Origin of the sequence: Sphingobacterium sp. UGAL515B_05, from assembly GCF_033097525.1 — a bacterium.
GTDB lineage: Bacteria > Bacteroidota > Bacteroidia > Sphingobacteriales > Sphingobacteriaceae > Sphingobacterium.
On sequence record NZ_CP109907.1, the window covers coordinates 6,271,479 to 6,283,976 of the forward strand.

A 12,498-nucleotide genomic window follows, 5' to 3' on the forward strand; every position below is an offset into this window, starting at 1 on the left:
TTTAAAATTCTCGACATTTACACCATGAGCGATATGATAACACGGTACGACCTGATTATAGTTGGTGGCGGGCCAATTGGCTTAGCCTGTGCCTTAGAAGCTAAAGAAGCGAATTTAAGCTATCTTATTCTTGAAAAGGGCTGTTTGGTTAATTCACTATATAATTACCCGCAAAATATGACCTTCTTCTCCTCATCCGAAAGATTAGAAATTGGTGATATACCCTTTGTTACGACCAACCCTAAGCCAAAACGTATGGAGGCATTGGAATATTACAGACGAATACAGCAAAAGTTCGCACTAGATACACACCTATTCGATGAAGTACTTGAAATCAAGAATGAAGGCACTGAATTTATGGTCTACAGCAGCAAAAGCACATATTTGACCAAAAAAGTCATCATCGCTACAGGTTTTTATGACATCCCGATGTTGCTTAATATTCCAGGGGAAGAACTTCCTAAAGTTAGACACTACTACGATGATCCGCATTACTACAGCAGCCAAAACGTAATCGTTGTGGGCGCCAGCAATTCATCCATTGATGCTGCACTCGAAACTTATCGAAAAGGAGCCCGTGTTTCTTTGGTGATCCGTGGTAGTGAAATCAGCCGCCGGGTAAAATATTGGGTAAAACCTGATATTGAAAATCGAATAGCCGCTGGTGAAATCGATGTGTACTATAATAGCCACTTAACAGAAGTTACCGCAACTACTGCCCGTATCCAAACACCCAATGGCATGGTCGAACTTCAAAACGACTTTGTGCTAGCCCTAACCGGCTATCGCCCAAATTTTGATTTCTTGAAAAAGATCGGAATTGATATTCCCGAGGAGGCGCCTTGCATTCCTAGCCATAACGAAGAAACAATGGAGACAAATATTGCCGGAATATATTTAGCAGGGGTCGTTTGCGGGGGCTTAAATACCCACCTTTGGTTTATTGAAAATTCACGGATTCATGCCAAACAGATAATCGGACACATTCGCTCGACACTTACTTAACGAGCTGAAAACGTAAACCATTTAAGAAGATTTTCATCATTTTCTTCTGTAAACTGAGAATATGATCGAATTCTTCTTTTGTTGGGAACAACATTTTTTTCATATCCTTTAATATGCCCATACGCATACCGAATAGTGAATACAGAAGGATCCGCGCAGTTTCATTGATATCTTCAACCCGTATCTCGCCAGCGTCAATACCAATCTGGAGAATCTTCTCGATAATTTCTACTTCCCGTAGATAGGATTCTTTAAATACCTGCTCCAACTCATCCGGAAGCTCTTTCACCATTTTCATGGTGTATTCGAATAAATTATAATACTGGTTGATAATCTTGACACGCATATCAATGGAATACATCATAATCTCCTCAAAATCCCCGCCTCTTCCAATGACTTCTTCAATGTCCTCGATCATTTTATCAATAACATATTCGAAAACAGCAGAATATAAACTATTCTTATCCGGAAAATAATAATACAGCAATGCTTTTGAAAAATTGAGATCTTTGGCTATTTCCGACATCGTTGTCTTAGCCATTCCAAAATGTGCAAAGCGCCTTGTCGCAGCTTCTAGAATTTTGATTCTTTTTACATCTGCATTACCCATTAAACATATATTTTTTATCGTTAAATAAACGGTTTATACTATCTTTACCGATTATCATGCTAAAGATAGCTGATTTTTTTGAATTTCTGAAAACTAAAGTCAATATGAAATTAAACATTCAATCGAATATATCTTTAAAACCGTTCAACACGTTTGGAATAGACGAAAAGACAAATTTTCTAATCGAAGTGAATGACAATGAAACATTGACCGAAATTTTTAAAAACAATATTTTTAAAGAGAACTTTTTCGTTCTTGGAGCTGGTAGCAATGTCCTTTTCACCAAAGCATTCGAAGGCTATATTATTCGAATGAACAGCAAGGGTATACAATCAAGAATAGATGGGGACGATGTCTATGTCACAGCGCAAGCTGGAGAGATCTGGAATGACTTCGTTTGGCATTGTATTGAACATAATTATGCTGGCATTGAAAACATGGCCCTAATTCCCGGCACTGTTGGTGCTTCTCCTGTGCAAAACATCGGTGCATACGGTACCGAGTTAATGTATGTTTTTCACGAATGCCAAGCTTTCGATACACATTCTGGCATTTTTGCGACATTCAAGAAAGAAGATTGCAATTTTTCCTATCGGGATAGCATTTTCAAAACGGAACACAAAGGAAGGTTTATTATTACACAGGTAACCTATAAACTGAGCAGAATCCCGCATATCAATACGACTTACGGTGCAATAGAAGCCGAACTTGCCAAAGAAAATATAACGAATCCAAGCATTGCAGATATCGCAACCATTGTATCTAAAATCCGTGTAGAAAAACTTCCTGACCCAAGTACAGTTGGTAATGCCGGGAGTTTCTTTAAAAACCCGGTCGTTACTGCATCCATTTTTGAGCCGCTTCAGAAAAAATATCCTATAATACCGCATTATCCTATGCCTAATAATGAAACAAAATTGGCTGCTGGATGGTTAATAGAACAATGCGGTTGGAAAGGAAAAGAATATGGACAAGCAGGTGTATGGAAAAATCAGGCACTTGTACTAATAAATAGACAAAACGCTACAGGACAGGAAATTTATAATCTATCGGAACAAATTATAAGGGATGTAACCAACAAATTTGGCATAAAGCTAGAGCGTGAGGTTAATTTACTGTAAAGATTTAAAAAAAGTAAAAATACTTTTTTTAAATATGAAAGCAATATAAAAACAGCTCTCACCTTGGCTAATCATCACTTTGAGCTAATTTTATTTACTTAAAGTTAGTTTACGCACACGTTTGCCCTTCTTAAAATAATCTTAAAATTATATTAACAAATCGAATTTTACCATTTTTGGCGCATTATTTGCCTCATACTTAATGAACCGCATTTTATAAACGTACTGTTTTGTAAAAAGAACAGTTATAATTCATTAAGCTATGACAAAGAATGAATTTGACACCATGGTTATTGAGCAATCGGACTCATTAAAACTCTACGCCAGAAATTTTACCAGCGACTACGAAGATGCCAACGATCTCGTTCAGGATACCATCCTGAAAGCTGTAACCTATTTTAAAAATTTCAAAGAAGGAACCAATTTGAAAGGATGGCTTTACACCATCATGAAAAACACGTTTATTAATAACTATAGACGTATTGTGAAAACCAACTCTTTCATTACGAAAGACGAGGATATTTCTAATTCTAACCTCCTATTATCCGCTTCTTCCAATCAGGGCGAAAGCAAATTTGTCATGGAAGACATCCATGAAGCTTTATCCAGTCTTTCGGAAGAATATTACATCCCGTTTTCGCTATACTACGAGGGGTTTAAATACCACGAGATATCCGAACACTTAAACATTCCCATTGGAACGGTAAAAACGAGAATTCATGTCGCTCGAAAATTAATGAAAAGATCACTATCGGCATATAAAGTAGCCTAGTTTTCCTATCTTCGCCTTTTTACAATTACGAATGGCAGAAGAATTACCAGAATACAGCAAAAGCCAACTGGCTTTACGTAACGGTCAGGACAAACCACAGATTTGGGTCGCCTATAGCGGATTTATTTATGATGTCAGCGAAAGTAGACTGTGGAAAAACGGAATGCATTACGAGCATTGGGCCGGACAAAATCTAACTGAGGAGCTCCAAGAAGCCCCTCATTCAGCATCTGTATTTTCAAAATTTCAGATCGTCGGAAAACTGAAAGATCAATGATTATAAATTAAACTGAGATAGGGCAACAAAAGCGTTCAAACGCTTTTGTATGTCCTCTTGGGTCAGATCAACCAAACGATCTGTTCCAAATTTCTCTACACAGAACGAAGCTAGCGCAGAGCCAAAAATCAATGCATTCTTCATGTTTGTAAAGTTTATACTTTTTACTTTGGCAAGATAGCCGATAAAACCTCCCGCAAAAGAATCACCCGCACCGGTTGGATCAAACACATCCGCTAACGGTAGTGCCGGAGCAGAAAAAATCTGGTTCTCTCCGAAAAGAAGCGCGCCATGCTCTCCTTTTTTGATAATTAAATATTTAGGTCCCATTGCTAAAATGACTTTTGCAGCTTTAACCAGAGAATACTCCCCTGACAGTTGCCTTGCCTCAGAATCATTTATAGCCAATACATCAATTTTTAGAAGCACCTTCCTTAAATCGTCCATGGCAACATTCATCCAGTAGTTCATGGTATCCAGAACAACCAGCTTAGGTTTGTGCACCAAGCGCTCCAACGTTGTTAATTGTATTTGAGGTGTAAGATTACCCAAAAGAAGATATTCACAATCCTGGTAGCTCTCCGGGATAATTGGATCGAAATCAGCTAATACATTTAAGTCTGTCGCCAATGTATCACGACTATTCATGTCATTATGATACCTTCCCGACCAAGAAAAAGTTTGTCCCCCGGTGATCACCTGAACACCCGTCACATCTATGCCGCGTTTCTTGATAAGATCAAGATTGTCGTCTCCAAAATCCTCCCCAACAACGCTGACCAACTTGATTTGATCACATAGATATGATGCCGCCAAACTAGCAAATGTACCGGCACCACCTAGAATTTTGTCAGTTTTACCGAACGGCGTTTCTATTGTATCGAAGGCCACCGTACCAATAATTACTAAACTCATAGTTTTTTAATAAGCATGGTAAACAAAAAAACCGGCGTAAAGCCGGTTTCAATATTGCTCCTGAAGCTGGGCTCGAACCAGCGACCCTCTGATTAACAGTCAGATGCTCTAACCTGCTGAGCTATTCAGGAATTTATTTTTCGAGAAATTCCTTTCTCATAGAGTGTACAAAAGTAGTACATTTTAATATTATTTGCAAATAAAATATTTGCATTGTTGCTCCTGAAGCTGGGCTCGAACCAGCGACCCTCTGATTAACAGTCAGATGCTCTAACCGGCTGAGCTATTCAGGAATGAAAAATTGAATATTTTAAAAACCCCGGTTATGTAAGTTATTAAATTGCTCCTGAAGCTGGGCTCGAACCAGCGACCCTCTGATTAACAGTCAGATGCTCTAACCTGCTGAGCTATTCAGGAGTGTTTTTCAATTTTCCCGGAGACCCTATCGCGTTTCCGTGATGCAAGTATCGGAAGATTATTAGAATACTACAAATTTTTTGAGCACATTTTTTACAACTTCCTAAATTCCAATTAGAATAATTTAATTTTATTTTTCTTCCACCTCCACAAAAACCGTTTTTGAGCGCCTAAACCAACATAATCCTTTTTTTTATATACAATGCCTATCATCTAACCAATCGACAATAGCCTAAAATCGATAGCTAAAGCAATACACCTTTCAAAATCAGCGTCGCGACACTAAAATAGATCAGCAAGCCTGTCACATCGACCAATGTCGACACAAAGGGCGCCGAAGAACTTGCAGGATCAGCCCCAAGCCGTTTCATCACAAAAGGCAACATAGAACCCATCAAAGATCCCCAGAGCACAACACCAACTAGGGATAAGGAAATCACCAATGCAACCAATACCCAGTATTCCCCATAGCTATGCGCGAAAGATTGCCAGGCCATAATCCGTATAAATCCCAGCGTTCCCAAAATAAGCCCCAATAACAAACCCGATATGATCTCCCTTCGCATCACCCGCCACCAGTCGCCTAGCGTAACTTCCCCCAAGGCCATCGCCTGAATAATCAATGTTGAAGCTTGCGAACCACTGTTACCGCCACTTGAAATAATAACAGGCATCAGCGCAAACAACATTATTGCACTCGCCATTTGCTCCTCAAAGTGTTCAATAACCGTCGCTGTCAAAAGTTGCCCGAGAAATAACACAATAAGCCAACCGGCTCTTTTTTTCACCAAGTTCTTAATCGACACATCCAGATAAGGCTCATCCAAAGCCTCCGTTCCCCCGATACGTTGCATATCTTCCGTGTACTCCTCGTTTGCTACCCAAAGAATATCATCGACAGTTACTATCCCCAACATTACCCCTTGCTCATCAACAACAGGCAGGGCCACCCGATTATTCATCCGAAAAATATTGATCGCTTCCTCTTGTGGGTCGTAAGCATTTAGCGATATCAGACGATGATCGATCAGTTCACCAACCACAGTATCTGGCTCAGCCATCAGCACATCTTTAATCCGAATATCGTCAACCAGCTTCCCGTTGCCATCAATCACATACAATACATCGATCGTCTCCGAATCCCTTCCGTAACGTCGGATATGTCCCAATATCCGTTCAATGCTCCAATGCTCTTTTACAGTAATATAATCAGGAGTCATCAGACGCCCAACACTGTCTTCTGGATAGCCCAACAACGCCAAGGCTTCAACACGATCTTTGGGCGGTAACAATAAAATTAAATGCTTAATATCATCCTTCATTTCTGAAAAAAATGAGGTCCGATCGTCAGGTGGCAACTCGTTAATTAGAGCACTAATTTTCGCTTTAGAAAGCTTCTTAAAAATCCTGTTTTGAGTAGGAAAATCAAGGATACGAAAAACGTTGACTGCGCGATTCAAATTTAACGATTCTATAAATAGTGAACCATGTTCGGGCAACTCATCTATCAGCTCCTCAACTTCGGAAATATTTAATTCATTCAAAAATTCTTCCAGCCCATCAAGATCTCCACTTGCTATCAATTGCTCTATTTGATTCACCTGCATTTCCAGTTCTTCCATATCTCCTATCGATTTAAAAAGCCTACATCTACATAAAATTTATACGTTACAAAAATCGCTTTTTTAAAGTAAATTCTGCATAAAAAAATAAATAATAAAAACCTATTATCTATCACATCAATTGGAATAAACAAAGCACTTATCTTCCAATATCCAAAATTAAAACAAGACATTTTGTCATCAATAAAAAATAAAGAAAAAAAATGTCTCCGCATCATTACCTACAGTTCCAAACTCCGAAAAGAACGAGACTACTCATCACCTCCTTATCAATGCACTTTCTTAAAACAGATCAAACCTCTAATTGCTATTCCGTGAACATATCATCAAAATCAACCCTCCATAACGGCAAGATTTTTCTATAAAAAAAGCAAACATATTTTCCTGACATTATCCCTAGAATCGCCAATTATTTAAGTATATTCGTCGTATGCTTTAACCTGTTCAATCAAGGGCTCCAAATCAGACTTACCTGACATTTCAGATATCTTTTTGAATAAAAAAAAGCAATAAAAAGCGAGAAACAATAAATTCATAACAAATTGCTATTCAGTATTTAAAAAACATTTATAGAAACTTAAAGTTTACAAAAAAGACGTTAATAAAACTAAAAAAAATAGCAAACACACAATATACGGAAATTAATGAGACATAAAAACATAATTATCAACACATTATCATTATTGTCATTAATAATATATTCACAAAAAAGTTCCGCTCAATTTTTTGAAGACAGCCAAGCCCCTTTAAGTCAAAAATGGTATAAGATTGAAACCAAAAATTTTCAACTTATTTTCCCCGAAGAAATGAAGAGCAAGGCCCCTACCCTAGCTGACCAGGTTAACCGATCGCTGCGTACAACTTCTAGAAATTACAAAATAACACCACGGAAAATTCCATTCATTATCCATAACACGAATCTACAAACGAATGGTTTTGTACAGCTGTCTCCACGTAAATCTGAACTGTACAGCACCGCCGGAGCAGAGCCAGACAATCAGACCTGGCTACCCAATTTGATCCTGCATGAGTCAAGACACGTAAGTCAATTTGACAAATTGACAGGAAAACTACGCGCCCCATTTTTTGAACAATTAGCCCTAGCCTACTATGGACTGACCGTCCCTTCTTGGTATTTCGAAGGGGATGCAACGCTAACTGAAACGATATATTCGGAAGGAGGAAGAGGAAGATTACCCGCTTTTGAAATGCCAATCAAAGCAAACTTTCAATCGAATCACAACTATAGTTTTAATAAATATTTACTGGGATCCTATAAAGATATTGTCCCGAGTTACTATACAATCGGCTATCTGATGACCTCCACTTTAAAATCAGAATTACCCTCGAATTATGAAGCCGACCTCTTTTCAGAGCTTAACAAAAAACCGCTATACCCCTATAATATCAATCGCGTTTTAAAGAAAAAAATAGGTGGAAATAGTGCCTATTTATACAACAAAACAATAGCAAATTTAGATGCCATATGGACTAAAAAAACAAGCGATTATCAATACCAGAAGTACACAGAAATAAACAGAAAAAACAACAATTATTACAACAGCAATTTATTGCCGAAACATAAGAATGGTCTAATCTATTTTATTAAACAGAATCCACAAAAGACCAATGCAATTTACGCCTATGATACGGCAACAAACACAGAAAATAGGCTCGTCAAAACCGGCATACAGTTGACGCCACATTTTGACGTAAACAGCAATTACATCGTATGGGATGAGCTTCATAAAGATCCACGTTTCAACAAGAGAACATACAGCGTCATCAATATCATGAATCTCAAAACAGGGAAAATTAACCAGCTCAGCAAACAGACGAGATATTATTCACCTATTTTTAGCCCACTAGACGAAACCATCGCCTGTGTAGAGGTAGATTTATCCAACGATAGCTATCTGACGCTTATAAGCCTTAAAAACAACACTGTCATCAAACGGATTAAAATAGGCAACGCTGAACAGCTCCAACATCCGGCTTTCAACGCCGAAGGAGATAAAATAATTGGCATACGTTTGTCCCAATCTGGAACTGCCCTATGTGAAATTGACTTGAATAATAACAAAATCTCCAACCTAACACCATGGGGTAACCAACAATATGAAAGGCCACAATACCTTTCAGGTATGAAGATCATCACAAAAGCTAACTTCAATGGTATCGATAATATCTACACTATTGATCGCTTATCTGGTAAAAAACAGCTAGTGACAAAGGCACAGTTTGGCGCCTTCAACCCTTTTTACGACAAGGATACAAGGCAATTATTCTTTAACGATTACCAATACAATGGTTACAAAATCGCCCAAACATCCATAGACACAACATTTGATATCCGTCCCGAAACAGATTATTTTTCGCATTACTATAGCACAGCATTAACGAAAGACAGCATAAAAAACATTGCTTCCATCGCAGGAGACACAAGCCAACACTACCAAATTGTTCCTTATAGTGGGCTAGGTAGAACGTTCAATTTTCATAGCCTTTCGTTAAGCAGCAGTAATTTTGAAAGTTTCGACAATTTTAAACCCGGCGTCTTCTGGTTATCAAACAATATCTTAAACACCACACAAATTGCACTGGGATATGAATATGACACCGACATTCGAAAAGGAGTATACTCGGCAGAACTGACCTACAACAAGTACTTCCCAAAATTCTCATTACGTTATGAAAACAGAGGGCAAATCGCAGCAGCAAGCATCCCTAATAAACCAGACAGTAGCATCCGCTTCGACTGGCGCGAGCATTATATATCCTCACAGATCTCCATCCCACTCTCCTTTTACAGAAGAGACTACGTCTATTCCACTGGATTCAACCTCGCAACAGCTTATCTAAGGCGCTATGATCTTAGCCGAACAGATGTCAAAAACTTTAATTACGAGACTGCATTTCCATTAACATATCAGCTTTACCTCAATCGCAATGCGCGTATGGCCAGTATGGATCTCTACCCAAGATGGGGGCAAAATTTTAGCGTCACCTATCGGCATACCCCCTTCGAAAACAATGCAAAAGGTGAAATTTTATCAGCACGAACAGTATTTTATCTACCTGGATTCATGAGCAATCACGGCTTTCAAATCAGACTGAGTGCCCAAACAGGATCAGGAATTTATCAATATATCAACGATATCCCTTTAGTGAGTGGATTCAGCTACTACAAATATGAAAAAATAAAAAACACGGTATTGGTCAACTATCGTTTCCCCATAGCTTATCCCGACCTTGGTTTAGGATCCTTAGCTTATATTAAACGCGTAAAAGGTGGAATATTTGCCGATTATCAAAACATACACAAACACAGGGAGATTTCACCAAAAAGTTTTGGAGCCTATCTATCGCTTGATTTCAATGCATTCAGATACCCACTTCCAGATTTCGAATTCGTCGTTAAGGGCAGCTATATCAATGACAACACGGCAACGCAACGTGTTGTTCCAACATTCAGTTTAAACTACACTTATTAGGGATGAATAGCCCAGTTAAAATTCAGTGCCAAGGCATAATGATCCGACAGAGGCAGCCCTTTCATATTGGTGAATAGGTTATTTTCTATATTATAATCCCGGGCAGCAAGACTTAGGTGACTGCTGCTCCGGTAAAGAATCTTATCGATAGATTCGCTTTGATTACCGATAGACAACATATGTGGAGGCTTAAACTCATGTCGCACCTCTGGCACTAAACCTCCATTTTCGAGCTCAACCCAGCTGTCAACCAAAGCTGTGGAATCCATAAAATCATGCAGGTTATCATCACAAAAACTATAATGGGCATTAAAGTCACCCATGACAATAAGCGGCTTATCGCTCGAATGTTCCCCGATATAATCACGTAACTGATTGAGATTATCTCGACGTGCGCTTGAAGCTTTCCTGCTATTCTGCGCATTCGCATGAACGTTATAAACATCCAACCAGACTTCAGGAACGATTTCTACCTGAACTAAGGTAAAGCCCTTCGGTGTTAGAAAATCTGCTCCCGTACGTTTCTTCCAGGGCACACGAACAACATCGGTCATTGGAAAATGAGACAAGGTATTGAGACCATCACCAAAGGGAACACGTCCCTTGGTTTTCGTGCGATAGGGATGTGAATTCCCACCCCAATATAAACTTCTATTATAATTGAAATCCTCCTGTACATTAACAATATCAAAAGGATTGATCTTCTTTCCAATTTCAGCAATACTTCTACTTCTACCTGTAATCGCAGAAGAAATAATCCCGGGCAAGCCCGCGACATTATACGTCAGTACCGAAAAAAAACCAGAACTACCTTTTTCTTTACTCTTATTAGCATCCATCAATATCTGCATATATAACCCATGTCATGATAAATTTAGCAAATACAATAAAAACTCACCAGTACTACACAAACATTTACCAGATAATTGATTTAATCTGACATTACATCAATAGTTTAGTACATAATACAGATCTTTTTTAATAAAAAAGGGACAACATATCGTTGTCCCTTTTCTAAAAATTTGAATTATATTAATCTTCAAGTGCCTTCACCCCTGGAAGAACTTTTCCTTCCATGTATTCCAAAAGCGCACCACCACCGGTACTGACGTAACTTACATCCTCAGACATACCAAATTTACTTACCGCAGCAGCAGAATCCCCCCCTCCTATTAAAGAGAACGCACCATTCTTCGTTGCTTCTACAACAGCATCAGCCACAGCTTTGGTACCCTTAGCAAAGGTATCAAATTCAAAAACACCCATCGGACCATTCCAAAGAACTGTCTTAGAATTTTTGATGATCGCTGCGAAATTTGCTGCAGACTCCTGCCCGATATCAAGACCTTGCAAATCTGCCGGAATTTGATCATTTGGTCCATCATATACATTGGCATCGTTTGAAAATGCGTCTGCAATCTGAGCATCCGTAGGAATAACCAGGTTAACACCTTTTTCCTTCGCTTTTTTTACCAACTCATTCGCTAAATCAAGTTTATCGATCTCAACCAATGATTGACCAATTTCACCGCCTCTAGCTTTGATAAACGTATAAGCCATGCCTCCACCAATCAAAAGATTGTCAACTTTATCCAATAAGGCCTCAATTAGCTGAATTTTATCAGAAACTTTCGCACCTCCCATAATAGCCGTAAAAGGTCTAACCGGATTATTCAATACTTTCTCCGCATTTCCGACCTCAGCTGCCATCAGGTAACCGCTATATTTAGCCCCTGGGAAGAATTGTGCTACAATTGCTGTCGAAGCATGAGCTCTGTGCGCTGTACCGAAAGCATCGTTTACATAGACATTTCCCAATTTGGACAACTTCTCTGCAAACTCAGCATCTCCCTTTTCTTCTTCTTTATAGAAGCGAAGGTTTTCAAGCAATAAAACCTGGCCAGCTTGTAAAGCTGCAGCCTTTTCTACAGCCTCTGCACCGATACAATCATTGGCAAACTGAACATCAGTACCTAAAACCTGCGAAAGATGAGCAACAATATGTTTTAATGAATACTTATCAGTAGGACCATCTTTTGGCCTTCCTAAGTGGGACATCAATATCACGCTTCCACCATCATTCAAAATCTTCTTTATTGTAGGAGCCGCTCCCTGGATACGATTATCATCCGTAATATTGAAATTTTCATCCAAAGGCACGTTGAAATCCACACGTACCAAGGCTTTTTTACCTGCAAAATTTAAATCGTCTACTGTTTTCATTATGTAACTTTATTGATTTGGGATTAGGTCGTTTTGTCAAAC

At 38.7% G+C, this 12,498-nt stretch carries 10 protein-coding genes and 3 tRNA genes; 5 read left to right on the plus strand and 8 right to left on the minus strand.

The genetic code is table 11. The features are described from left to right. The first annotated feature begins 33 nt into the window (after window positions 1-33). Window positions 34-1,005 carry a YpdA family putative bacillithiol disulfide reductase gene (locus OK025_RS26180; protein ID WP_317669793.1) on the plus strand — a complete coding sequence of 324 codons (972 nt, stop codon included), beginning with the start codon at window positions 34-36 and terminating at the stop codon, window positions 1,003-1,005. Here OK025_RS26180 and OK025_RS26185 read toward each other — a convergent pair. Next, window positions 998-1,615: a TetR/AcrR family transcriptional regulator gene (locus OK025_RS26185; RefSeq protein WP_317667689.1), complete on the minus strand. Its 618-nt coding sequence runs from the start codon at window positions 1,613-1,615 to the stop codon at window positions 998-1,000. The genes OK025_RS26180 and OK025_RS26185 overlap by 8 nt on opposite strands. A 104-nt stretch (window positions 1,616-1,719) precedes the next feature. Between OK025_RS26185 and murB the strand changes: the two genes are divergently transcribed. The 3 genes from murB to OK025_RS26200 all read left to right on the plus strand — a co-directional run bounded on the left by murB (window position 1,720) and on the right by OK025_RS26200 (window position 3,785). Then, entirely contained in the window at window positions 1,720-2,736 is a 1,017-nt protein-coding gene (murB, locus tag OK025_RS26190) for a UDP-N-acetylmuramate dehydrogenase (RefSeq protein WP_317667690.1), read from the plus strand. A gap of 262 nt (window positions 2,737-2,998) precedes the next feature. Further along, window positions 2,999-3,508: an RNA polymerase sigma factor gene (locus OK025_RS26195; RefSeq protein WP_317667691.1), complete on the plus strand. Its 510-nt coding sequence runs from the start codon at window positions 2,999-3,001 to the stop codon at window positions 3,506-3,508. A 31-nt stretch (window positions 3,509-3,539) separates the two neighbouring features. Further along, window positions 3,540-3,785, plus strand: a complete 246-nt coding sequence (locus OK025_RS26200; protein ID WP_317667692.1) for a cytochrome b5 domain-containing protein — start codon at window positions 3,540-3,542, stop codon at window positions 3,783-3,785. On the opposite strand, the gene OK025_RS26205 is transcribed toward OK025_RS26200, so the two are convergent. From OK025_RS26205 to mgtE, 5 genes are all read right to left on the minus strand, one after another. Beyond that, window positions 3,786-4,700: a PfkB family carbohydrate kinase gene (locus tag OK025_RS26205; protein WP_317667693.1), complete on the minus strand. Its 915-nt coding sequence runs from the start codon at window positions 4,698-4,700 to the stop codon at window positions 3,786-3,788. It lies immediately after the preceding gene. A 57-nt stretch (window positions 4,701-4,757) separates the two neighbouring features. Then, window positions 4,758-4,831, minus strand: a tRNA-Asn gene (locus OK025_RS26210). A gap of 88 nt (window positions 4,832-4,919) precedes the next feature. Beyond that, window positions 4,920-4,993 (minus strand) — tRNA-Asn (locus OK025_RS26215). A 50-nt stretch (window positions 4,994-5,043) separates the two neighbouring features. Further along, a tRNA-Asn gene (locus tag OK025_RS26220) sits at window positions 5,044-5,117 on the minus strand. A 245-nt stretch (window positions 5,118-5,362) separates the two neighbouring features. Beyond that, on the minus strand, window positions 5,363-6,739 hold the full coding sequence (mgtE, locus tag OK025_RS26225; RefSeq protein ID WP_317667694.1) for a magnesium transporter: 1,377 nt from the start codon (window positions 6,737-6,739) through the stop codon (window positions 5,363-5,365). 806 nt (window positions 6,740-7,545) lie between these two features. Here mgtE and OK025_RS26230 point away from each other — a divergent pair. Further along, complete coding sequence (locus OK025_RS26230; RefSeq protein ID WP_317667695.1) at window positions 7,546-10,233, plus strand: hypothetical protein; 2,688 nt, start codon at window positions 7,546-7,548, stop codon at window positions 10,231-10,233. On the opposite strand, the gene OK025_RS26235 is transcribed toward OK025_RS26230, so the two are convergent. Continuing rightward, the gene (locus tag OK025_RS26235; protein ID WP_317667696.1) at window positions 10,230-11,084 is read right to left on the minus strand and encodes an endonuclease/exonuclease/phosphatase family protein; all 855 of its coding nucleotides are present in this window, start codon (window positions 11,082-11,084) and stop codon (window positions 10,230-10,232) included. The two genes, OK025_RS26230 and OK025_RS26235, sit on opposite strands and share 4 nt — an antisense overlap. A 181-nt stretch (window positions 11,085-11,265) precedes the next feature. Further along, window positions 11,266-12,456 carry a phosphoglycerate kinase gene (locus OK025_RS26240; RefSeq protein WP_317667697.1) on the minus strand — a complete coding sequence of 397 codons (1,191 nt, stop codon included), beginning with the start codon at window positions 12,454-12,456 and terminating at the stop codon, window positions 11,266-11,268. Between the last annotated feature and the right edge of the window lie 42 nt (window positions 12,457-12,498).